General features: G+C 45.4%; 23 protein-coding genes and 1 pseudogene. 2 read left to right on the top strand and 22 right to left on the bottom strand.

The window, feature by feature from the left end; translation table 11 throughout:
* Positions 1–3 precede the first annotated feature (3 nt).
* The 17 genes and pseudogenes from NH568_RS09040 to NH568_RS08960 form a co-directional block, all read right to left on the bottom strand.
* Positions 4–303: a PAAR domain-containing protein gene (locus tag NH568_RS09040; RefSeq protein WP_253046332.1), complete on the bottom strand. Its 300-nt coding sequence runs from the start codon at positions 301–303 to the stop codon at positions 4–6.
* Positions 304–317: 14 nt separating this feature from the next.
* Entirely contained in the window at positions 318–2102 is a 1785-nt protein-coding gene (gene vgrG, locus NH568_RS09035) for a type VI secretion system tip protein VgrG (protein ID WP_253046331.1), read from the bottom strand.
* On the bottom strand, positions 2099–2776 hold the full coding sequence (locus tag NH568_RS09030) for a hypothetical protein (RefSeq protein ID WP_253046330.1): 678 nt from the start codon (positions 2774–2776) through the stop codon (positions 2099–2101). Before NH568_RS09030 ends, vgrG begins: the two co-directional genes overlap by 4 nt.
* A 24-nt stretch (positions 2777–2800) precedes the next feature.
* On the bottom strand, positions 2801–2974 hold the full coding sequence (locus NH568_RS09025) for a DUF5908 family protein (protein WP_160317426.1): 174 nt from the start codon (positions 2972–2974) through the stop codon (positions 2801–2803).
* 29 nt (positions 2975–3003) lie between these two features.
* The gene (locus tag NH568_RS09020; protein ID WP_253046329.1) at positions 3004–3486 is read right to left on the bottom strand and encodes a phage tail protein; all 483 of its coding nucleotides are present in this window, start codon (positions 3484–3486) and stop codon (positions 3004–3006) included.
* The gene (locus NH568_RS09015; RefSeq protein ID WP_054017483.1) at positions 3476–3940 is read right to left on the bottom strand and encodes a phage tail protein; all 465 of its coding nucleotides are present in this window, start codon (positions 3938–3940) and stop codon (positions 3476–3478) included. The genes NH568_RS09020 and NH568_RS09015 overlap by 11 nt, the downstream gene beginning before the upstream one ends.
* 61 nt (positions 3941–4001) lie before the next feature.
* Positions 4002–5579, bottom strand: a complete 1578-nt coding sequence (locus tag NH568_RS09010; protein ID WP_253046328.1) for a phage tail sheath C-terminal domain-containing protein — start codon at positions 5577–5579, stop codon at positions 4002–4004.
* 191 nt (positions 5580–5770) lie between these two features.
* Entirely contained in the window at positions 5771–6580 is an 810-nt protein-coding gene (locus NH568_RS09005) for a hypothetical protein (protein WP_253046327.1), read from the bottom strand.
* Positions 6580–7149 carry a DUF4255 domain-containing protein gene (locus NH568_RS09000; protein WP_253046326.1) on the bottom strand — a complete coding sequence of 190 codons (570 nt, stop codon included), beginning with the start codon at positions 7147–7149 and terminating at the stop codon, positions 6580–6582. The genes NH568_RS09005 and NH568_RS09000 overlap by 1 nt, the downstream gene beginning before the upstream one ends.
* 289 nt (positions 7150–7438) lie before the next feature.
* Positions 7439–8515, bottom strand: a pseudogene (locus NH568_RS08995) (IS3 family transposase).
* A 233-nt stretch (positions 8516–8748) separates the two neighbouring features.
* Positions 8749–9171 carry a hypothetical protein gene (locus NH568_RS08990; protein WP_253046325.1) on the bottom strand — a complete coding sequence of 141 codons (423 nt, stop codon included), beginning with the start codon at positions 9169–9171 and terminating at the stop codon, positions 8749–8751.
* A gap of 110 nt (positions 9172–9281) precedes the next feature.
* Complete coding sequence (locus NH568_RS08985) at positions 9282–10109, bottom strand: hypothetical protein (RefSeq protein WP_253046324.1); 828 nt, start codon at positions 10107–10109, stop codon at positions 9282–9284.
* Positions 10110–10262: 153 nt separating this feature from the next.
* Positions 10263–10664 carry a hypothetical protein gene (locus NH568_RS08980; protein WP_253046323.1) on the bottom strand — a complete coding sequence of 134 codons (402 nt, stop codon included), beginning with the start codon at positions 10662–10664 and terminating at the stop codon, positions 10263–10265.
* A gap of 126 nt (positions 10665–10790) precedes the next feature.
* On the bottom strand, positions 10791–11183 hold the full coding sequence (locus NH568_RS08975) for a hypothetical protein (protein WP_253046322.1): 393 nt from the start codon (positions 11181–11183) through the stop codon (positions 10791–10793).
* A gap of 127 nt (positions 11184–11310) precedes the next feature.
* Entirely contained in the window at positions 11311–11790 is a 480-nt protein-coding gene (locus tag NH568_RS08970; protein WP_253046321.1) for a hypothetical protein, read from the bottom strand.
* Positions 11791–11901: 111 nt separating this feature from the next.
* Positions 11902–12222: a hypothetical protein gene (locus tag NH568_RS08965; RefSeq protein WP_253046320.1), complete on the bottom strand. Its 321-nt coding sequence runs from the start codon at positions 12220–12222 to the stop codon at positions 11902–11904.
* A 112-nt stretch (positions 12223–12334) separates the two neighbouring features.
* Positions 12335–12697, bottom strand: a complete 363-nt coding sequence (locus NH568_RS08960) for a hypothetical protein (RefSeq protein WP_253046319.1) — start codon at positions 12695–12697, stop codon at positions 12335–12337.
* Between the two features lie 352 nt (positions 12698–13049).
* On the opposite strand from NH568_RS08960, the gene NH568_RS08955 reads away from it, so the two are divergent.
* Positions 13050–13391: a phage integrase N-terminal SAM-like domain-containing protein gene (locus NH568_RS08955; RefSeq protein ID WP_253046318.1), complete on the top strand. Its 342-nt coding sequence runs from the start codon at positions 13050–13052 to the stop codon at positions 13389–13391.
* 1309 nt (positions 13392–14700) lie between these two features.
* On the opposite strand, the gene NH568_RS08950 is transcribed toward NH568_RS08955, so the two are convergent.
* From NH568_RS08950 to glnS, 3 genes are all read right to left on the bottom strand, one after another.
* On the bottom strand, positions 14701–14997 hold the full coding sequence (locus NH568_RS08950) for a hypothetical protein (protein WP_138546745.1): 297 nt from the start codon (positions 14995–14997) through the stop codon (positions 14701–14703).
* A gap of 65 nt (positions 14998–15062) precedes the next feature.
* Positions 15063–16910 (bottom strand): serine/threonine protein kinase, encoded by a 1848-nt coding sequence (locus NH568_RS08945; protein ID WP_253046317.1) that lies wholly within the window; start codon positions 16908–16910, stop codon positions 15063–15065.
* 120 nt (positions 16911–17030) lie between these two features.
* On the bottom strand, positions 17031–18692 hold the full coding sequence (glnS, locus tag NH568_RS08940) for a glutamine--tRNA ligase (protein ID WP_253046316.1): 1662 nt from the start codon (positions 18690–18692) through the stop codon (positions 17031–17033).
* 253 nt (positions 18693–18945) lie between these two features.
* On the opposite strand from glnS, the gene NH568_RS08935 reads away from it, so the two are divergent.
* Complete coding sequence (locus NH568_RS08935) at positions 18946–20016, top strand: DUF3083 family protein (RefSeq protein WP_253046315.1); 1071 nt, start codon at positions 18946–18948, stop codon at positions 20014–20016.
* A 265-nt stretch (positions 20017–20281) separates the two neighbouring features.
* On the opposite strand, the gene sucD is transcribed toward NH568_RS08935, so the two are convergent.
* Both sucD and sucC read right to left on the bottom strand, forming a co-directional pair.
* The gene (gene sucD, locus NH568_RS08930) at positions 20282–21154 is read right to left on the bottom strand and encodes a succinate--CoA ligase subunit alpha (protein ID WP_010381473.1); all 873 of its coding nucleotides are present in this window, start codon (positions 21152–21154) and stop codon (positions 20282–20284) included.
* A complete protein-coding gene (sucC, locus tag NH568_RS08925; protein WP_046003816.1) occupies positions 21154–22320 on the bottom strand; it encodes an ADP-forming succinate--CoA ligase subunit beta in 1167 nt (388 codons plus the stop codon). Before sucC ends, sucD begins: the two co-directional genes overlap by 1 nt.
* Positions 22321–22454 lie beyond the last annotated feature (134 nt).

Genomic DNA, 22454 nt, shown 5'->3' with positions numbered 1-22454 from the left:
GTTTTACCCTCCGATCATCACGGTAAAATCTCCAAGCAAAATCGACCCGCCATGCGCTGTATTATCACCAATTCTGGCAGCTGGCATCCCCCCTATGAGGACAGTGGCTGAACCTTTGATAATGCTATCAGGTGGCCCCACGCATACCAGCATATCGCCCACTCGCGCCGCAGGTAGACTACCTATTAATACTGTTGGACAACCTGGGCCCGTTATCGGCCCGCCCACATGTGGGATTGGTGGCAACCCGGGAGTTACCATAGGACACTCATGAAAATCGGTTAATCTGGCTGCTGGTGGCATTGCTTTAGCTCCTGTTAATTAATCATCACGATAGCGGCTTTAAGCGTGAGCTCTGCACCACCTTCAACTTGTGCTGTCGCGGACCCTTTAGCGCTAAACTGAACGTCTGCCTCGGCGCTGATATTAAGCCCGGCCAGTTTTACATCGCCAGATTCTGCCTGCACATTAACCCCCATTGCTCCTTTGATATTCACCGACTCGTCCGCCTGAATGTTGATGCTTTTTGGGCTTTTAATATCGATGCCAGACTCACTCAGCAAGATACTGTTGTCGTTTTGATCTGAAATTTTGATCTGCTTGTTTTGATCATCAAGGACTATGGTGTTATCGCTATCGGTGGTGATAGTAAGAATGCTCTCTCTATCATCGAAAACGATGCGCATATTACTTTTGGTGACGATGGCTTTTTTGCTATTGTCCGAATCAGGGGTCAACTCGCTGTATGGCTTGCGGTTTTCGCTATATACGCTGCCCACTATGATCGCAAACCGGGGATCTTGATTTAAAAAACCAACGATCACTTCGTCACCAATCTCGGGATAAAAAAAAGCGCCACAGCCGCTGCTTGAATAGAAATTACATAACCGCGCCCAAACGCCTTTGCCTTCGTCGTTATACAAGGGCATTTCGACCAATACTCTATAGGCGTTATCCGGATCTTCGTCTATCTGCTTGACGGTCGCATTGTACAAACCACCTATACCGGGAAGCAGCCCGGCAGCTTGTGGCGCACTGACTTCATGCTCCTGCACAAACCAAATTGGCGACAACCCCAGCTCAACAGTGGTAAACCAGTTACCATCTGAAAAGTCATGCTCCACGCCCGATATAAAATGATCCCCGTTAAAGCGATCCCCCATCCCCGCTATGGTTATGTATTTGCCAAGCTGCGCTTTGGCATTGCCCTGCAGGCGAGCATCTCCAGTAATTTTTGACAGCTCGCTTTTAAGCATCTGCCCTTTTGCCCATTGGGTCAGATTGTCGTTATCTACTGCTGCTGTTGTTTGTAATTCAAATTCGGATAACCCCACCACTTGAGATAACTTTTTGCTGCTCAGATTACCGGGCCCTGATACTGAGTTGCTGGCTGTTGCGTTGATCACTGCCTGGCTTTTTGCATCCCACGCTGTCGATTTCACTTCACTGAGCTGGGTCACGCTGTTGAGCTGCGCATTGATGTGATAAAGAGAGTCACCATAAGTAGCGGTCAATACTGAGCTGGTGTCATCAATTGGTGAAAAGACCGACACTTTGCCATTGAGTGTGCTCACCACCATACTATTTACTTCTGCGCGACTGAGTAAAAAGTCCCAGTCTGAGGTGTAATACTGCACCAATTCCGGCAACTCGACAGATGTAGCCGATACGTCAGCACTTAACCCTGAATTACCAATCAAAGTGCTCATCACATCACTGTCTTTGGTTTTCTGATAGACGCCACTTTTGCGCCCAACCGTCATTTTTATCGCTTTATCCCGGCACTCAACCAAGAGCATAGGTCCAACACCTGGATTAACCTGCACAGTTTGTTTAGTCACTATGCCGGTGAATACCGTGCTATTACTGCCATCGTAACCCATTGCTATACTGATTTCGGCCCCAGGCACAAAGGTCTCTGAACTGCTGACTGAAAACCCTTCTTGCGAGGGACTGCCATCCAGTATTTCAATGCTGGCACTGGCTACACGGTTAATGTTTTGTCTGACCACAACACTGTGTACCTGCACTACATCAGGGATTACAGAGCCCGCGGATTTAATCTCTAGCGTGGCGACACCACCATTACTGCTGCTGCTCATTGTGATTCTCCCGTACTACGCAAAGGTGGCGCAGTTAATACACTGCCTGCGGTTAAGTTTCTTATTTTATTTAAGCCGTTAAATGCCCCAAGTTGCACGTACAAGTCGGGATCCCGGTAAATTTGCTGGCTTATCTGAGGCAAGCTGTCACCTTCTACAACTTCAATTCTGTGTGTCAGATCAGGGGATTTTTTGTCTTCTTCTTTTGCTGCAGTAGACGGGTCCAGATACGATGTAAAGTTCAATGAAACCTTAGCGCGCAATGGCGTACCATCTGGCTTAAAAAACGTATAGTTGGTATCAAATGCGGTCAGTACACCCTGAAAAGACAACCCCTGGCCCCAATACACAGTGACATAATTAGGGCGATGAATATTGCCGTTGTAGGTGTAAACAACTTTTTGTAGTTGAGCGAGCTCTTTAGGTAATTCAGTGCGTGTTGAGTCAACCACACCGGTACAGTCTACTACCAGATCAAAGCTGAGCTTTTCTCCTGGCGTTGAACGGTACTTAGAAGATAGCTGGCCAGAATCTGGGGCCTGCTCTTCATTGTAGTTGATACTGCGATCCAGCTTGATCTGTTCCGGATTTAGCATCACCACATAGTCATCAACCTTTGAGCTGAATTTTTCATCGCTGTATGCGACGATACGCATCTTTTTCAGACTACCCACACCACTCTCCACATTTATATTGGGCTATCGCTCAAACGCATTCTGCCGCTGCTTTGCGCCCAGTTGTTTTACACATTCCTGGACAATTTGCTGTTTCATTTGCTGTAACTGTTGCTCCGATAACACCGCATTTGTTGGCTCTTTGTGCGATTGCACGGCAGTTTTTATTACCAGTTCTCTTATTTCAACGGCCATCATTGTGCTCCTTTGCTTTAGCTGCTTACTGATCAAGCATCGCCATATAAATCCAGTTGTGGAGATCGGCTATCCTCAACCTCGAAGTAACGGTATGAAAACTCCAGCGTTTCAATAAATACTTCACCGTCTTGCGACTTTAGATCACTCGCCGACCACTTCACCGGATAGGCAGCCACAAAATCCCACTGCATACTCACATTGCCCTTTTCATCCAACAGCCGCACCCGAATGTCTTTGGTTTGGATCGGATTTGTTAATCCATCATCTAAGGTGTCTTTTACCCAGGCGATCAGTGGCGACTCGCCCGTTGTCACGCCTCGCTTAAGCACCAGATTTGAAAAAGTCGTGATAGTGGGCAAGCGATATTTAAAGCGGTTTTCTCCTCCACATACCACGTCTTCGCTTCCCATTTCCTTGCTCAACCCCAGGACTTCCTGAAAAGCAGCATCACTGCTGCTCATCCCTGAGATCGAAACACTGAAATAGAAGCTAGTCTGTAAGTTATGATCCATTGGTCACAATCAACTGCTCATGCGCAATTTCCAAGGTATCCACTGCGACTTCGTTACCATCCGACTTCAGATCAGTTCCGGTAATTTTGGTCGGCCAGGCATTGTTAAGCTGCCACTGCATGGTCGTTTTACCTTCCTGATCCAAAAGCTTGATCAGTACCGTACGGCGTTTTATCGTGTTCATTTCAATTTCATCCATCCACTTCCAGAAATTGTTATCGTTCACGAAAATACCGCGCTTCATGGTGATATTGCCGTACTTAGCAATGCCGGGCATTTTGATTGTTGAGAATAAAGTGCTGTTACTATGGCGGTATTCAATTACCTGTACTTCTTTATCCATACCCGACACTTCCTGAAAAGCCACCTTTTGTAGTTCCGTTCCAAGGTCAACCTCGAAGCGGAACTTGGGCATTGGCCACGTGCTGCCTTCTTTGCTGCCATCATCTGCCATGATATTTCCTCTTATCTATCTTCTATAATGTGGTTAAACATAACGACCTGAGCGCAGCTTATTAGCCCGACTTAGCCATTTCCTGTTCGAATGAAATCACGATGAATTCTGCCGGATGAACCACGGCTACTTTGACTGACACTTTCATAAAGCCATTAAGCAGATCATCGCCTGTCATTGTGGTACCCAGACCACACTCAACCTGAAATGCATCGGAAGCTTTAGCGCCTTGTAACCCGCCTTCTTTCCAGATGCTGGTGAGAAAACTGCCAATCTGACTTTTCACAGCACTCCACGTATTCACATCATTAGGGGCAAATACGTAAGCTCGCGCTGCCAATTTACAAGACTGCTCCAGGAAGGTCATAGTGCGGCGTACAGATACATAGCGCCAATCCTGGGAGTTACCATCCAAAGTACGTGCACCCCATACCAAAATACCCTGACCATTAAAAAAGCGAATGGCGTTTATAGACTTACCCGACAGTGCATCAACGTTAAGGTCTGCCTGCTGACTATCATTGAGTCGAATTGGAAGCGAAGATGCACCTACGATCCCGGTATTAGCAGGGGCTCCCCAAACGCCCTTAACGTTGTCATTAACCGTGTAAACCCCTGCCATACCGCCACTGGGTGGCAACAAGTTAGCGTCGTTCATGACATGCGACACAATTTGCGAGTAGGTTTGCGAGGCATTAAGCAACGCGGCATTGAGCTGCGATGTGGTCATTGAGCCATCATTGTTTTCAATCATAGAAATGATTTTTTCTGCGGTCGGATTTGGTGCAGAAGCAGGGCTAAGCAAAGGCTGCAACTTTTTAACATCACCGCCAAACAGGTTGGTATAGTTGATTTCACCCGACTGCATAATTGTGGTGCCAATAAAGGGATAATAAGCAACACCAAAGTCCAGACTGTTGGAGCCGGTGTTGTTTCTGAACGTTTCTATATCATTGGTGTAGGTGATTGGATCGGGTGTGTTACCACCAATAATGTCGAACATACACACTGCCGTTTGCATACTACCGGCTTGCAGTAACATCTCTTGCATCAGCGTGCCATTCTCAGCCACAGACAACAGTGTTGCCTCCGGGCAAATATAAATGGTTGGCTCCTGCTCATACTGCAGTAAATCTAAACCCGCCTTTAGATCACTGAGCTTAACATTTGGGTTTACAATCTGCGCCCCGACATCCCCTGCTTTTCCTGCGCTCTCACCGTAGGTGCCAACCGACACAATATATGCGTCTCCCCCACCGTTTTGATAGAACAAACGCACGCTATTGTATAGATAATAGATACAGCTGGGATCGGGCACAATTGAGTAATAACTCCCCGCAATCATTAAGTAGTCGCCAGATGTTGGCTTATCTTTTGATTCGACCAGGTAATACTCAGGGTTATATTGCACCGCAGGATCTGCCGGCGGCGGCGGATTCCCTTTCATGTAGATAGCCTGAAACTCAGCGAAAGAAGTGATTTTTTGCGCTTTATTGAAATAAGACTTTCCCTGATACTCTGCGGTAGGAGTGTATCCTACAAACGCCGGTACCGCGGTTGCAACGGGTACCACTGAGTTAGGGAAGGCATTGACTTCATCAATGTACACGCCGGGTGTTTTTATATTCGAAGTTATCATAACATCGTTTGCCTTTTGTTCCTGTATGACTGATTTCGTTTTCCTTCGACCTAATTCAACGAAGCGAAAACCCTTTACGCCGCCACAACATACTGGTGCACTCGTTGTTTCGGCCTGGTGCTTTTCGGTGTTTCACGTACCTTTTGTTACCTACATCTCAAGGTAAGTAACCTTCAATTAGTAACCAGCGGTCAAAAATACACATAGATATGTGATTGCACGCGCCGTGAACTCCCCTCTTGTTCCAGGTATATCTGATCGCTTCTTGGGGTTGGTAATGCACTGATCACGGTTCTGCTAATTGAACGTTCGCTTTTGCTATCCAGCGTTTGCGTATCCACCAATTCGAATCGAGGCACTGGCACTTGTTGCATGGGTAAATCAAACTCTCCGCTGTCTGAAAGCCAGGTATTCTCCCCCTCCTCATTGCGATAATGCATGGGCGTGGTAAACATAATTTGGTTTTTTTTGTCTCGCAATTGCGGCTTATGCAGACGTGTTTGCCCTCTTTGAATCAGATGATAGACCCACTGGGTATTACGTGCTCGCATGCTAATGTGGTAATGCTCAGAAGCTAACAAATCACTCAAATTAAAGGTTATCTTAGCGATTGCTTGTGCTTCAAAAGCGCATTGTGAAAGGCTTTGTACAGTAAGCTCTAAACTCCCTTCAGTGGTTTTTTCGCAATATGCACTGTTGAAAGCAAGCTGGCCTTGCCAGTCCATCGGCAAATCAGTAAATGTGACAAAATCAGACTGGGGCTGTAACAACCAAAACTCCAGAGCCTGTAATCCCTGAGAATAGCGAAGATACTGCAAAAGCGCTTGCTTTGAAGATCCCTGCGTAGCGTATAGCTGCCAACATGCGCCATTGTGGTGTAATGTCAACTGATAGCGCTGCAACCATGACTGAGTTGCTTCTGTGGCTTCAAGCTCAGCATTTCGCCATTGTTTGTCGGCAAAATAGTCGTGCTCAAGTCGCAAGGTTAATACGCTGAACATTATACCGACGCCTCCGTGCCAACCTCTTTGACCGAACTGACCTTGCCCGTCACCTGCAAAGATTGCACTGTCACATGGCGTACTTTATAGATTATCGAAGGCTGATATTTGGCCCCCAGCGCGCTCCATAAATTATGAGTCTGTGTATAAGGCGAGTTTTCAATTTCAAACTGTAACTGGCCCAAGCCCTCGGGCATATTCGGGAACTCTTTTTTAGTTAGCGCCGGGAATGACTGAAAAAATGCGACGGCCGCATTAAGAAATTTGAGTGCTTCGTTGTAAGAGTCAAAATGTGCAGTGATCAGTATATCCAGGTTAAACCGAGTTGCAGGCTGGAATTGCTGAACATGACTATCTTTCGTTGCACGCTGACCACCATAAAACTGCTTGTTAGTTTCGTGCTCAAGGTTAATAAGCGTAATGACGATTTTGTTCTGGTTAGCAAGCACTGGTGCGCCACTGGCTTCAACCAAATGGTTCATAATGACAATGTCATTTTCCAGGGCAAACTGTATTTTCAATGTTTGATTAAGCTGCTGCTCAACAAAACGAAGTGCTGTATCAATCACGGCATATAAATCCTTATCACCAACAACGTCTTACTCCTTGCCACTAAGAAAAAATCATGCAAAAAGTTAATTAAGAGTAGACACGGTGCTAATAAAGATCAATTACACCTTATTACAGCTATAGGTACAGGGAAGATAAGACAGAAATGGGCCCAGAATTTAGCTGCGCTTCTGCCTATTGCAACCCAAGGGTGAATAGCAGGAAGCGCTCGACATTATGAAGGCGATAGATGAAATACACCTGATGTATTTGTAACTCCACCCAACCTAGTACAGCTCAATAGTAGAATTATGCAGCCTCAAGGTAGCCAACTGGAGTCATGTCTTCCAGCGCATCGTGAGGCCTTTCATAATTGTAAATTTCTAACCATTCACCCGTAATTTACCGTATTTGTTGTAGTGAATCGAACAGATATAAATCTAATACTTCTTCTCGATAGCTACGATTAAAACGCTGCACAAAACCGTTTTGATAAGGACTACCAGGCTGGATAAATTCTAGCTTTATATCTTGCTCTGAGCCCAACTTTCGAATAAGCTGGACGTAAATTCAGGTCCATTATCAGCCCTTATTTACGACGGTTTTCCTCGCTAGGCAATCACTCGTTCAAGCGTTCTAATAACTCGCTCTTTGGTCAAGCTGGTGTCAACTTCGATGGCCAGTACCTGCCGATTGTAATCATCAATAATATTTAATGTCCTGAAGCGATGTCCAAAGCTTAAAGCGTCGCTCATGAAATCCATGGACCAAGAATCATTGTGCTTTTCCGGCGTACTCAATGGCTCTAGGCTACGAGTAGGAACACGGCGCTTTCCTTTTCGCCTCAAGTTGAGCTTTAGCATATTGTAAACTCGTTCAACACGCTTCTTGTTCCATGTTTTCCCTGACGCCGCAGCTGTTTAAACAGCTTAGACAAACCCCAGCGAGGGTGACGCTCTACAAGCAACAGCAATGCATCGATTACCTCATCATCAGGTGGCCGTTTGTGCGTGTAGTAATAGACACTTCGATTTAGTCCTGCAACCTCACAAGCAAGTGCCACACTTACCCCAAACTGCTCAAGGAAATGTTTAACCCAGGCTCTGCGCCTGCTTGTGCTCACAGCTTTTTTGCAACGATTTCCTCAAGCATCGTGTGCTTCAGGCTTAGTGTTGCAAACATATCCTTGAGCTTGCGATTTTCTTCTTCAAGTTCTTTTAGCCGTTTTACACCCGAGGCTTCCATGCCGCCATATTTGGAGCGCCATTTATAAAATGTACTTTGTCCAATTCCGTGTTGTCGGCACAGATCTGGAACCGATACACCCGATTCAGCTTCATTGATCATGGCAACAATTTGTGATTCGGTGAACTTGCTTTTTCTCATCGAAAAACTTCCTTCTTTAGTTAATGGAAATTCTACTCAAGAACTGTTGTAGTTTATGGGGGAGTTACACCCGAGGCTTCCTTATATTGCAGCTAGCGCCTTAGCTTGATTATCCATTGTTCACCTAACGCCCGACTCAGGCGCAACCAGCCAGAGCGGGATTTGTGCCAAAATTGGCGCTCGCGCCATTGGCACAAATGACGTGGCGGGTGGTTGTCGCTTGGAGCCGTTTGTTAGGCTCTGACTATACCATTTGCACGTGAAGCCTGAACAACAACAACCGCCCCTGACATAAACTCTACGGCCAAAGGCCATTCTGGCTCTGGGGGGTTACTCCCATCCAAAACGACTACACCTTGAGCCCACTCTTCATCCACCCAATAGCCAATGGAACTGATGCAGTCATCCTCCGAGAATGGCATTTCCGAATCGCGTGGTATAAACCTGAATTCTTCAACTTCAGCAAGAACAATTCTCAATGACTTCGGTACGGCCTCGGAAACCCACTCCTCTTCTAAGCGCCGCCATTCTAAAGTGACAGTTCGATGCTCTATCGAATAATTAAGTCCAATAAAGTTGAAGTCATTATGCAGATCCAGCTCATTCTCTTCTTGAACAAATAGAATGCCAGCATCGATGTCAAAATCTCGATTCATGCAAAGGACACCTCGAGCCTAACGCCCGCATAAAATGCGGATAATGCTTGGCTAAAATTAGCGAAGAATGAGCGCCAGCCAAGCGTTTGACGTCATTTTTGATGCGCTTGTTATGAGTCTTTCCATCTAACTTTAGAAGTTGAATCTAAAATAAATTGAGAACTTTTCACAATATATTTTTCATAAACAGAGTGGTATTTTTCCCTGTCTGCTTCCCAGTTTCGGCTATACGAATTAATAAAAAATGAGCCATTTGGAGTTCTACCCCACGTAATCAAAGGGAAGTCACTACCGATGTCAGAACCTTCAACAAAATAGAAGTTAAGCTGTTTATCAAACTTAAATACTCTAATGCCTTCACTATGAGCACCGCATTTATAGCCGACAATTAATTCAGGAAAACCATCATTATCTATGTCAACGACAGTGATTTCAGCACAGATGCCTTCGAACTGATAAAAACAAACTGGTGCCTTATCAGGAATATAAACATACAAGTAATGCTGCCCCTCTCCGTATGTGTTGTGCAAAGTAGACATAACGACTCTGACTTTAACTTTTTCACGGTATTCTGATTTGGAAAAAGATGGTTTAGGGACTTCAAATTCGACAGACTTGTCCTTATGCTCTAAAGATCCTTTACCCCAACCAAATTTAAATTGATTTTTATCCTCATTAAGAGGAACAACATTATCAATAATAAACCCAGCTTTCGTTTCTAGCTTGTCGTTGTAAAACTGTTCAGGGAGATCTTGTCGAATAGATCGACTTCTAACAAGCATCCAATCTTTTGGTCGAAGACTAACAGATGTTATTAGACCTAGAAGAGATGTTACTACTGGCTCAAAATCTGGAGCTAACAAAAACCAAGTAAAAGAAACAAAAGTTGCTAAAGATGCAAGAAGAAAAAGGTAATTACTTTTTATGAATACAACCACTCAACCTCCGAAGACTCATAACGCCGCGTTAAGTAGTGAGCAGCGCTACCACGTACTCTAAACCAGTACGCCGTAAACACCAAAACTCGACTTAGACTGAAAATGCCGAGCGTTGCGAATCTGCCTTAAACGCTTTGTTATGTGCGTATTTGATTATAAATACCTTAGCACTTTCCAGTATGTTCCTGACAACTCAAGATCCATATCCTGAAACATAGCTGGCTCACTAGAATAAGCTGAATGCAGATTAGATTCAGTTGCTACAAACGCCTTAGGATATGCATAGTCTTCAAACTGATCGGCTGTAATGTCAACAATCAGGTCTTTTACTGTAACCCAAGCATGACTATCCATATTCCCTATCGTGCCAGAAATAACTGAAACGTCTTCAATTCCTTTGTCTTTCAGATAAGTAGCCAACATTTGGGAGCTGTTCAAGCACTGTCCATGTGGAAACCTAGCTTTGAAACCATATGTTGAAATTGAAGTATCACTCGCGATTAGCTTTTCGATAGCATCTCTAAATTCAGTCGCCAGTTGCTCCAAATTACCCATTTTTCCTCCAAGCACATAACGCCGCCATAAGCGGCGGAAAATGCTTGGCTAAAATTAGCGACGAAGGAGCGCAAGCCAAGCTTTTTGCGTCCTTATGCTTGATGGCTTTGTTAAGTTACGAATTAGCTATTCCCTTTCTTCAAATACTGCATAGTGCTTTCTCGAGTTTGCTTCTGGATAGCAAACCATGTCATATACTTTAGATGGCTCAACATCTAGGATTACATCAACATCGTTACCTGGATGTCCACCGACACGACACCAAACCACGATTTTGTATTTTCCTGGTTCTAGTTTGACGTGCAAATGGTTGGTAATTCCCCAAAAAGAAGTGCTAACCACTTCAACTTCATCTGGCAACGTATACACAGCGCGAACACCTGAGTATAGGTTTCCATTAGCTTTTTGTTTAATGTGACCAAGTTCGTTAGTGTTGATGGAAGAGCTTTTGTAAACAGCAGGGCTGGTTTTACAACCAATTATTAAAATCGAAAATAACAACGGAACAACAAATTTCATAACAATGACTCTTAGTAACTTAACGCCCGCATAAAACGAGCCGAATACGGAAGTTGCTTATGTTAAGTTGGAGCGAAGCGGAAACACAAAGCAACTGGAGTATTTGGCGTCGTTTTTAATGCGTTTGTTATGAGTATACTCGCTCATGTAGCTGTTTGTACTTTTTAAATAATTCGTAAGGGAAATCTCCTTCACGATTCTCATTAAAGCTCTTTTCTTGCATCATATCCCTAATTTTTTCCATTTGTCGTAGTACACAAATAGAGAACAGCTTAAGTTTCACTTCAAAACTTAAGTCTTCGATCTTGGGATCTTTGAAAGTATTAACCTGAGTACAACCTGTAATAGAGATTTGCACTTTATGCTTCTGTTCAGGGTTACGCCTTATAGACCAGTTATACTCACCTGGTTCATCCTGCCACTGAAAATCTACAGAATCAGCTCCATTTAGCAGGTCAATCATGCTACTAAGTAAAATTTCAATAGGGTTCTCAAATATATGAGTCGGCCCCATTTCATACATTTTTCCATTAATAAAGACAACACAGGTACTCCACCCATGGTTTTCAAGAAAGTAAAAGAAATCAATATCGTCAGGATGCGTCATGCCTAAATTCGTGTTGACTCATAACGCCTTACTAATGGGCGCATAATGCTTGGCTAAAATTAGCGACGAAGGAGTGCAAGCCAAGCGTTTTGCGTCCTTTTGAGTAATTTGTTAGCTACTCTTTAACTCGTTATCAGTTATAACTAACATATCGTCAATTACCTCACCATTTAAATCAGAAACCCAACAGTAATAACCCACTTCCAAGTCATCGAGCTCAATATTTAGGTAAGTCTCTATGTATGGTGTTGGTCGAAACTCATGTTTAAAACAAAGTTTATGAGCATGAAAATCGTACTTAAATTGAGAAGTTATAGAATTGTCTATATCAAAGTCTTCTGATGCAGCCCATGCCTTAGCGCCTTCAAAAGCTAGCGACTCAAGCTTATGTTCAACTACTAACTTATCTAAACTACTTAACAGTTCTTCCATTACTCAATCACCTTACGGTATAGCTAACGCCCGATTAACGGGTAAAAAATTGTGGGCTAAAATTGAGCGAAGCGAATAGCCCGCAAGTTTTTTATCCCTGTTTAATTGCTTGTTATGACCTGAATATTTTTTCAGTTTGTGGGTCGTAAAATACCACACCTACATTTTTGGCAGTTTCTGCAATAAAAGGAAGAGCTTCCTCTACTTTTGAAAACACTATTGCCAATATGAGTAGATCACCAACGATATTGTTTTCAATAGGCCCATCAGCCCACAAACCGCCATCAATTTCTTCATCTGGAAGCGTACAAATGCAAGGATACCGTTTAGTCAATTGATTTATCAAATCTTGCATCAAAGGATGAGGAGCTAATTCATTTTCCTCATTCGCTTCTTCTCTTTCATCAAATTCATCCCACGCATCCTCATCTGACTCCGGAATACCTGGAATACTAAACATCAGTGAATAACTCATCCTTACCTCGAGCCTAAATTAGTCATAACAGCTTATTAGCGTGAATACCGGTTAAACCCAGTTCCTAAAACCATACAGTTCCACAGCTAAATTATTTTATTCATAATAAGAACAACAACCTACCACCATTGCTCTCATTGCTCAAGCCAGAATGGCTTTGTTGAAACCGAGCCTTGTTCATAGCGAGACTTGGGGTCTCGTTATGTAAAACGGCTAACACAATAAATTTCAATGGGTTAACAAGGCAAGCGGCATAAACGAGACTTGAAAGCGCGGAGAAAACGAGAAATTTGACTTGATAAATAGCCGTATTCACTTATACCTGTATAAATAAACAGCATTCGGAGTAGAGATGTCTTATTCACCTTTTTTGGAGTCTGTACGCGTTGAGCTCAGGACCAAGCACTACAGTCTGAAAACAGAGAAAAGCTATCTGTACTGGATAAAAGGCTACATTTTATTCAATGACAAAAAACATCCTAATGAGATGGGCAACAGGGAAATAGAGCGTTTTCTCAACCACTTGGCCGTTAACCGGGCGGTGAGCGCTGCAACGCAAAATCAAGCGCTGTGCGCCATCATTTTTTTGTACCGTTTTATTATAAAGCGAGACATCAAAGGTTTGAACTATTCATTCAGTAAGCGAGATGTCACATTACCCACTGTTTTAAGTGCAGATGAAGCTTATCGTTAAGTACTTTATCCAGGAGCTTGTTAAAGAAATGGCTGACTTTTTGAAGCGCATCGCAGTAGGACTTTGTTGTTTTGCTGGCGTAGCTTCGATAGGCAAGTTCCAATTGAGCTTGATCAATTAATGTATTCATCACTCTTCTCGGTTCATCGTCTGGGGTTATCCCCAAGGTAAGTGTGACTGAGATGGTGAGGTCTGCTATCTCCACGTAGCGACTTAGTACAAAGCCCAGCTTAGGGTCAACAGCCGCTTGTTAAGAGATGGCATCTGCTTCATCTTTTCTTTCGCTCTCCAAAAGAGGTTGCACCATATATAACGCAGAAAAATACCGTTGCTAAAACATAGTACCTGGCAGACCCATCCCATAGGCTTCGATACAGCTCGATCTCAGTACTTTCTCACAAAGTGAGAGCGATTCAATTATGCAACTCTCTAGTCCTGACATAACCCGCTCTGCATAACTTATTTGATAGCCAAGCATAGAAATACACCACACGGCTACTCCGATACTAAACACGGAAATTACCTTTCTGTTACAGCTTAGTTACCTGAAAATTTTGAGCTTACTCTTTTAGTCACATAACGCTTTAGTATTCATGCGTACGCATAGTTGCTTGTTGAACTTGGCCGCTACCTGCACGCCGTATCCGGCTGATGTGGTTTTTGCTATGGGGATTTGCTTTTGATGAGTAACTTTTGCTGTCAACCGTTTGTGATTTAAGCCGCTACAACGTGGCTGATTCCCTGCCTGAACAACATTATATATGCGTATCATTAAACCCACTTTTTTCCTATTTGGCAAGGTGTTGTGATTTCGAGACGGGATGTCGGAGCTGTTTGTCGGGTTCGTCTTTATCGAGGAACTGCTGTGTGGTGTTCAAGTAGATCCCGGCTCGCAAGCGTCCGGGATGACGGAGTTGTTTGTCAGGTTTGACTTCATTGAGGAACTACTGCATGTTGTTCAAGTAGATCCCGGCTCGCAAGCGTCCAGATGACGGAGCGGTTTGTTAGGCTTATCTTTATCGAGAAACTACTGGGTGGTGTTCAAGTAGGTCCCAGCTCGCAAGCGTCCGGGATGTCGAAGCTGTTTGTCGGGATTGTCTTTATCGAGGAACTGCAGGGTGGTGTTCAAGTAGATCCCGGCTCGCACGCGTCCGGGATGACGGAGTTATTTGTTAGGTTTGCCTGTAACGAGGTACAACTGTGTGGTATTCAAGTAGATCCCGGCTCGCACACGTCCGGGATGACTAATAAGTGCAAGTGTATAAAATAGGGTAAGTGACTAAATGCTGATTGGAAGATCAGCACCTGATCACTTATCCAACCCATAGAGTGCATCGGCGGTTTTGCGCAGGTCGACTTCGTCGATAAAGTCGTCGCTGAGCGTAAGAATGGCGTTGAGGTTGTTTTTGAGCTTTTCCTGGCTGAGGCCATTGGGCTTGAGCGCAGTTTGCAGCAGATGCAGCGACATGTCTGCCAAAAGCAGTTTTTGCTTTTCTGTCCAGTTGTCGTCGCCCTGTTTGGCGCTGTCTTGTAAAATGGCCTGCTCTACTTCGTCATGCATGCTCCAGCTTAGTTTGAGCAGCTCTCGGCGTGTTTCCTGATCCATGTTTCCCTCCGGTTGTAAGCTATTTATCTTGGCGGAGGACGGGCGGATGTGCAACGTGCGTTTTGTTATATCTTAGTCGTAGATGATTCACTTTGAGTTTCTGCAGCTTTCGGATCTTTGGGATAAAAATGGTCTGGCTGGCGGGCACATAGCGCAAATTCACGGGTATTTTTGTAAGGCAGTTTCATAAAACCTGCCACACCGAAGTCCTGAATGCTCATAGCGTACTGCATAATGCGGGTCAGCAGAGTTTTAAACTCCCGCTCTTTGCTGGCATCCAGCAGGCAGTAGTAATGGTGAATTTTAAGGCGGTCGTTGAGCGATTCAAAGATGATACAACCGGTATGGTGGATCTGGTTAAGCTCAAACACGCACTGCACTATCTGTCGTGGTAATTGCAGTTGCTCGTCAGGGTCTTTACCATCTTCAAAGTAAGAGTGCGGCCGCGCGATTTCACTGGTGCCAATGTCCGATACCGTGTATTGCAGCTCAGGAACCTGATCAAAAATAAACGCGCCAGTGCCGTCACGCTGGAGTTGTATAGTCTGTCTGGCATCAAACAGGCAGCATTTAAACAGGCCCTTTTGCTCTATCCCCTGCGCCAGCATCACGGTGGCGTTTACGGCATCCGTAAAAGCACTTTGCAAAGATTCATCGTGCAGTACCAGGCTGGACTCCACAAACAAAGAGGCGTCTTTCCAGTGAAAGCTCAGACCACCTACTACCGGATATTTTGCCAGTCGGCTGATGGATGCCAGAAACGCTTTCTCACTGTCGCCGGTGTCGAACAGAAACTCTTTATAGTAGCGGTCAAGCTGAGCATCGTTCACATCCAGCAGTTGCTGGTTATGATCGGCCCGGCGTAAAAATTGTTTACGAGAGCTGTAAACCACCGTATCTGGCTCTTCGTCGATCTCATTAAACCAGAAAGGGATGCTGGCTTTGCGAGGCGGTGTTTTTAGTTCGGGCAGATACATGCGCGCCATGGCCGGCATATTACGCATAAAGTAGTCGCCAGCCTGATCTCGGGTGGTTTTATCTTTACTCAGCATTGCATCTATCATTTTGGCAAATGCCTGCGGCAGCCCCAAGCTGGTTGCAGGAATTACAGCGGCACCAAAACGGCAGGACTGAGCGCTGGCCAGTGCATAAATAGTGGATGCCACGCCCTGCTCGTCAAAGCGCGGCGAAGAGCGCGCGCCCGACATTTGCTCATCGCCAATAAAGTACACATCGCCCATCCGGGCATTGGTACTGCTGATGTCCGATGACATAAGATCCATAATATTACTGGCAACGGGCTCGCCATGGGCGTCCAGCTGCGCATACACTGAACTGCCCCAGTCAACCAGCGAAAAGCTGTCTGTTGCTTCATCCCAGACAATATTAGACGGTTTAATATCGCCATGCACCACAGGCTGAGGAGACATGCCATTTTTGCGGTCGCGTAAATCAACCAGTACACTTCTGAGTTTATTGGCCAGATGCACCAGCTCATGAGGTTTAAAGCGACCACGTTTAAGCGACCATTGTTCGAGATCCTGGCCTTTGGCACGGGCCATCATCAGGATCCCCTGCTTTTTTGCCCGTTCAAAAGCGTAAAACTCGGGGACCATGGGATTTTTAATCTGCGACAGCATATAGGCTTCGTCTTCCAGCCGGTCGCGTACACTCTGCGCCAGGGTAATGCGGGAAAACTTAAACACCCACTCTTTGCCCTGCTCATCGATCCCTGCAAATACAAATCCGAATGCGCCGGATCCGATCACTTCCACATCATGATAGCCCAGCATAGTCAGCTGTTTTTGACAGATGTTGAGCCACTGACGGTGTTTTTTTGCGTCTTTATGGGAGAGCAAATACACCGACTGCTGTTCATTGATGTAAAAATTATGGATCGACTTTTCTGTCATGTGCCTGTCCGTTTACGGGTATTCAGTGTTTCTAATGCAAATTATCAAATCAATTCTGAAGATCGGGCATGCTAATTAAAAAAGGCCGACATAAGCCGACCTTTTTATTTATTGTGCGTGTTAGGCGTTTTCAATTTTTGCCCAGGAATCACGCAGACCAACTGTTTGGTTGAAGGTCAATGTGTCGCGCTTGTTATCACGACAGTAGTAACCCAAACGCTCGAACTGGAAACCCTGCTCTGGTGCAGCGTCTGCCAGAGACGGCTCCAGCTTAGCATTGGCGATGATTTCCAGTGAATCTGGATTCAGCGTAGTCGCGAAGTCTTCCGCCGCTGCCGGGTTTGGTACATTGAACAAACGATCGTACTGACGTACTTCTGCGTCAATGCAGTGGCTTGCTGATACCCAATGGATAACGCCTTTCACTTTACGACCATCAGCCGGGTTTTTACCTAAAGTATCGGCGTCGTATGTACAGTAAATCGTAGTGATGTTACCCGCATCGTCTTCTTCAACGCGCTCGGCTTTAATCACATAGGCATTACGCAAACGTACCTCTTTGCCCAGTACCAAACGCTTAAACTTCTTGTTCGCTTCAACTCGGAAGTCATCACGCTCAATGTAGATTTCGCGAGTAAATGGCAACTGACGTGAGCCCATATCCAGCGTTGGGTGGTTAGGTGCGTCAAGCATCTCTACCTGCTCGGCGTCATAGTTTTCAATCACGATTTTAACCGGATCAAGTACTGCCATTGCACGCGGTGCGTTTTCATTCAGGTCGTCACGGATACAGGCTTCCAGCATGCCCATTTCAACCATATTGTCTTGCTTGGTAATACCAATGCGCTTACAGAATTCACGGATAGACGCAGGGGTATAACCACGACGACGCAATCCAGCAATAGTTGGCATGCGCGGATCATCCCAGCCTTCTACCTGACCGTTCACCACCAGGTCATTCAGCTTACGCTTTGACATCACAGTGTATTCCAGGTTCAGGCGAGAGAACTCGATCTGTTGTGGATGACACTCAAGGCTGATATTGTCCAGTACCCAGTCGTACAAACGGCGGTTATCCTGGAACTCCAGCGTACACAGTGAATGGGTGATCCCTTCCAGTGCATCCGAAATACAGTGGGTAAAGTCGTACATTGGGTAAATGCACCACTTGTCACCGGTCTGGTGGTGGTGAGCAAAACGAATACGATAAATGATAGGATCGCGCAGCACCATGAATGAGCTGGCCATGTCTATCTTAGCACGCAGTACACACTCGCCTTCTTTAAACTCGCCGTTCTTCATTTTTTCGAACAGCGCCAGGTTTTCTTCTGGTGAAGTATCGCGATGCGGGCTGTTTTTGCCCGGCTCAGTCAAAGTGCCACGGTATTCACGCGCCTGCTCTGGCGACAGGAAGCACACATAGGCAAGGCCTTTATTGATCAGCTCTACCGCATACTCGTATAGCTTGTCGAAATAGTTAGACGAATAGCAGATCTCACCATCCCAGTTAAAGCCCAGCCACTGCACGTCTTCTTTAATCGAATTAACGTAATCCAGATCTTCTTTTTCCGGGTTCGTATCGTCAAAGCGCAGGTTACACAGACCCTGGTAATCGCGGGCGATGCCAAAGTTCAGACAAATAGACTTAGCATGGCCTATATGTAAGTAGCCGTTCGGCTCTGGTGGAAAGCGCGTGTGCGTACCGCCATGCTTACCGCTGGCCAAATCCGCATCAATGATATTTGTTATAAAATTTGTTGGGCGATTTTCTGCTTCCGCCATAGGAACTCATTCCTCTGAAAATTTAGTACCAGTTAACTGAGGCATTATTACAAAAAGTTAGCGCAACGAACAGCGTAAAACTAAGGCGAAAACAGATTTACCTTGCAATTGTGTAAACCTGGGCATAAAACAGCCAAATCAAAGGCAATAAGACGCGTCATTTTTATGACAAATTTTGTTCTAGCGCAATATATTCGTCACACGCTCGCTCTATCATAGGTGTCAACAACAGAGGTATCGCAAGGAAAAACCTATGGCATCAATGAATCTTCACCGCGTTTATATTCCAACCAACGCACGTAACAACCATTATATTCTGGCTGAGTTCAAACCCAGTGACGCATTCTTCGATTGTTTTGATGATGTGGAAAGCTGCTACCAACGCCTGGCCCGAAAGTTGTTTGCCATCTGCGACGAGCACGAATTATTTAACGTTCACGTCATTGCTAACGACAAGCTGCCCATCGTGCGCTATCACGATGAAGCACATAGCCTGCAAACGGATAAGCAGATCCTGTTTTTTTACAATCCAAAGTATCACGAAGGTCACAAGATACATTATGAGGCGAGCCATAAAGCCCGAAAAATTCGCTTATTGTTCCTGGCCACCGGCGATGAGCTGCGTGCCAATGCCGCCAGTTTCCACAGCAAAGTGAAAAAAGCACTGGACGACCTTAAAGAACAATATGAACAGCAAGGCTTGTCTTATAAAGTGCGTGACCATCAGCATCTGACCTATGACATTTTCGCTAAAGTAAAAGGCCACAGAGAAAGTTACGGCTATAAACTGCGTAGCCTATATCCGCGCTATCAGGCTCGCAACTGCACATTGCCAGAGCAGCACTCTGAGATGAGCTATGTGTCTTTCTCTATCCCTATTACCCGCGCTATCAAGACCGAGTATCAAAGTCAGATGCGCCCTGGAGATTACACTCAGTTTTATCGTAGCATTGAAGACAGCTTTTTAACTTTGTGCGATCAACTGCAACTGACCCATGTTGGCTTTGTTGCCGATGGCCGTCAGCCGTTGGTCAGAAGCAGTCAGATTGATAAGTCAGACGCCAATCGTGAGTTGCAAAAGCTGAGCTTTGATACATCCGCTCCCGCTGGTCAGGTCCGTTCTATCTGGGAAGGCGAACACCTGTGCGATACCATGCACTTTGTGGTGGTTGCCAGCGACAAAGATAAAAAAGACGTGGGCTACGGCAAGTTTATGAACAACGCCGAAACCATGATCCGCCGTTTAACCGGCAAGCTGCCTATTAACCCTGAGAAGCAAGACGTTATTGTGCGCTTCTTCCAGCATATCAGCTATCAGGATTAAGCTTCTTCAGCGGGGGCCCTCTCCCCCGCTTCACTCACATTCAACACATTCCCCATAAATGACACGTGTTTATCTCTTGATGAATGCAACCTCCCCGTTAACGACCTGCACACTTGACAAAATAGTTGCTGGCTAACCCGAAAATACCTCCAAATTCAGGCAAGATTCTCAAGTATTCATCATCGAGGTTAACGGCTTAGAGGATATGATAGCAGGATCAAAAAAGGCGCCCTGAGGCGCCTTTTTTACAGTACAGGTAAAGTGATTACCAGCCTGCTTTTTCTTTTAGTGCAGAACCGATCTCAGCCAGTGAGCGAACGGTCTTAACGCCAGCAGCTTCAAGTGCAGCGAACTTCTCGTCAGCTGTACCTTTACCGCCTGCGATGATTGCACCAGCGTGACCCATGCGCTTACCTGGAGGCGCTGTAACACCTGCAATGTAAGAAACAACTGGTTTAGTCACGTTGTGCTTGATGTATTCTGCCGCTTCTTCTTCAGCCGTACCACCGATTTCACCAATCATTACGATTGCTTCAGTCTTAGGATCGTTCTGGAACATTTCCAGTACGTCGATGAAGTTAGTGCCTGGGATTGGGTCACCACCGATACCTACACAAGTAGACTGACCGAAGCCAGCGTCAGTGGTTTGCTTAACCGCTTCATAAGTCAAAGTACCTGAACGAGATACGATGCCTACTTTACCAGGAAGGTGGATGTGACCAGGCATGATACCGATCTTACACTCGCCCGGAGTGATAACACCAGGACAGTTAGGACCAATCATGCGAACGCCAGTTTCTTCCAGCTTCACTTTAACATCAACCATATCTAGTGTAGGGATGCCTTCAGTGATACATACGATAAGCTCGATACCTGCGTCGATCGCTTCAAGGATAGCGTCTTTACAGAATGCAGCTGGTACGTAGATTACAGATGCAGTTGCACCAGTAGACTCTACCGCTTCACGTACAGTGTTGAATACTGGCAGACCCAGGTGAGTTGTGCCGCCTTTACCAGGAGAAACACCACCAACCATTTGCGTACCGTACTGGATAGCTTGCTCAGAGTGGAAAGTACCCTGGCCACCAGTGAAACCCTGACAGATTACTTTAGTATCTTTGTTAATTAGTACAGACATTATTTGCCCTCCGCAGCAGCAACTACTTTCTCAGCAGCGTCAGTTAGAGACTCAGCTGCAATGATGTCAAGGCCAGAGTTAGCTAGTACTTCACGACCCGCTTCAGCATTAGTACCTTCAAGACGTACAACTACTGGTACGTTTACGCCAACTTCTTTAACCGCACCGATGATACCTTCTGCGATCATGTCACAACGAACGATACCGCCGAAGATGTTAACTAGTACAGCTTTAACGTTGTCATCAGACAGGATGATCTTGAACGCTTCAGATACACGCTCTTTAGTCGCGCCGCCACCTACGTCAAGGAAGTTAGCTGGCTTACCGCCGTGCAGGTTTACGATGTCCATAGTACCCATCGCCAGGCCAGCACCGTTAACCATACAACCTACATTACCGTCTAGCGCAACGTAGTTCAGCTCGAAGCTTGCTGCGTGAGCTTCACGCGCATCTTCTTGTGAAGGATCGTGGAATTCACGGATCTTAGGCTGACGGAACAATGCGTTGCCGTCTACACCGATCTTGCCGTCAAGACAGTGCAGGTTGCCTTCGTCAGTGATTACCAGAGGGTTGATCTCTAGTAGTGCAAAGTCGTGGTTGATGAACATGTCAGCAAGACCCATGAAGATCTTAGTGAACTGCTTAACTTGAGTTGGGTTCAGATTTAGTTTGAACGCAAGCTCACGACCTTGGTAAGCCTGAGGACCGACTAGTGGATCGATCTCAGCTTTGTGAATTAGTTCTGGTGTGTTGTGAGCAACTTCTTCGATCTCAACACCACCTTCAGTTGATGCCATGAACACGATTTTACGTGAAGCACGGTCAACAACAGCACCCAGGTATAGCTCATTTGCAATATCAGTGCAGCTTTCTACTAAGATTTTAGCAACTGGCTGACCTTTCTCGTCAGTTTGGTAGGTTACCAGGTTTTTGCCTAACCAGTTTTCAGCAAATGCGCGGATCTCGTCTTTGCTGTCTGCCAGTTTTACACCGCCCGCTTTACCACGGCCGCCAGCGTGTACTTGACATTTTACAACCCACTTGTCACCACCGATTTTACCAGCAGCTTCAACTGCCTCTTGAGGCGTGTCACAAGCGTAACCATCTGATACAGGTAAACCATATTCGGCAAAAAGTTGTTTTGCCTGATACTCATGCAAATTCATGATGCTTTATCCAATTTTTTATACTAAAAAAGCTGAATATTTATGCAAATAATCAGCTATCCCAAATTGCGCCCATAGTATAGATCTCAAGGCCTTGTATGAAAACCCCAGTAAGACTAATGGCGCAAAAAAAA

It is taken from the genome of Pseudoalteromonas sp. XMcav2-N, assembly GCF_024124545.1.
In the GTDB taxonomy this organism is placed as follows: Bacteria; Pseudomonadota; Gammaproteobacteria; order Enterobacterales; family Alteromonadaceae; genus Pseudoalteromonas.
The sequence above is the reverse complement of the archived record's forward strand: the minus strand, read 5'-3'. Positions and strand labels throughout refer to the sequence as shown.

What these genes read in the sequence shown, in the direction of transcription:
- NH568_RS09015 (WP_054017483.1), bottom strand. Translation starts at nt 3,940, where the DNA reads ATGGCAGATGATGGCAGCAAAGAAGGCAGCACGTGGCCAATGCCCAAG.
- vgrG (WP_253046331.1), bottom strand. Translation starts at nt 2,102, where the DNA reads ATGAGCAGCAGCAGTAATGGTGGTGTCGCCACGCTAGAGATTAAATCC.
- NH568_RS08945 (WP_253046317.1), bottom strand. Translation starts at nt 16,910, where the DNA reads ATGACAGAAAAGTCGATCCATAATTTTTACATCAATGAACAGCAGTCG.
- NH568_RS09010 (WP_253046328.1), bottom strand. Translation starts at nt 5,579, where the DNA reads ATGATAACTTCGAATATAAAAACACCCGGCGTGTACATTGATGAAGTC.
- NH568_RS08935 (WP_253046315.1), top strand. Translation starts at nt 18,946, where the DNA reads ATGGCATCAATGAATCTTCACCGCGTTTATATTCCAACCAACGCACGT.
- NH568_RS09025 (WP_160317426.1), bottom strand. Translation starts at nt 2,974, where the DNA reads ATGATGGCCGTTGAAATAAGAGAACTGGTAATAAAAACTGCCGTGCAA.
- NH568_RS08965 (WP_253046320.1), bottom strand. Translation starts at nt 12,222, where the DNA reads ATGGAAGAACTGTTAAGTAGTTTAGATAAGTTAGTAGTTGAACATAAG.
- NH568_RS08990 (WP_253046325.1), bottom strand. Translation starts at nt 9,171, where the DNA reads ATGAATCGAGATTTTGACATCGATGCTGGCATTCTATTTGTTCAAGAA.
- sucC (WP_046003816.1), bottom strand. Translation starts at nt 22,320, where the DNA reads ATGAATTTGCATGAGTATCAGGCAAAACAACTTTTTGCCGAATATGGT.
- NH568_RS08955 (WP_253046318.1), top strand. Translation starts at nt 13,050, where the DNA reads ATGTCTTATTCACCTTTTTTGGAGTCTGTACGCGTTGAGCTCAGGACC.
- sucD (WP_010381473.1), bottom strand. Translation starts at nt 21,154, where the DNA reads ATGTCTGTACTAATTAACAAAGATACTAAAGTAATCTGTCAGGGTTTC.
- NH568_RS08970 (WP_253046321.1), bottom strand. Translation starts at nt 11,790, where the DNA reads ATGACGCATCCTGACGATATTGATTTCTTTTACTTTCTTGAAAACCAT.
- glnS (WP_253046316.1), bottom strand. Translation starts at nt 18,692, where the DNA reads ATGGCGGAAGCAGAAAATCGCCCAACAAATTTTATAACAAATATCATT.
- NH568_RS08950 (WP_138546745.1), bottom strand. Translation starts at nt 14,997, where the DNA reads ATGGATCAGGAAACACGCCGAGAGCTGCTCAAACTAAGCTGGAGCATG.
- NH568_RS08980 (WP_253046323.1), bottom strand. Translation starts at nt 10,664, where the DNA reads ATGGGTAATTTGGAGCAACTGGCGACTGAATTTAGAGATGCTATCGAA.
- NH568_RS09020 (WP_253046329.1), bottom strand. Translation starts at nt 3,486, where the DNA reads ATGGATCATAACTTACAGACTAGCTTCTATTTCAGTGTTTCGATCTCA.
- NH568_RS09040 (WP_253046332.1), bottom strand. Translation starts at nt 303, where the DNA reads ATGCCACCAGCAGCCAGATTAACCGATTTTCATGAGTGTCCTATGGTA.
- NH568_RS08960 (WP_253046319.1), bottom strand. Translation starts at nt 12,697, where the DNA reads ATGAGTTATTCACTGATGTTTAGTATTCCAGGTATTCCGGAGTCAGAT.
- NH568_RS09005 (WP_253046327.1), bottom strand. Translation starts at nt 6,580, where the DNA reads ATGTTCAGCGTATTAACCTTGCGACTTGAGCACGACTATTTTGCCGAC.
- NH568_RS08975 (WP_253046322.1), bottom strand. Translation starts at nt 11,183, where the DNA reads ATGAAATTTGTTGTTCCGTTGTTATTTTCGATTTTAATAATTGGTTGT.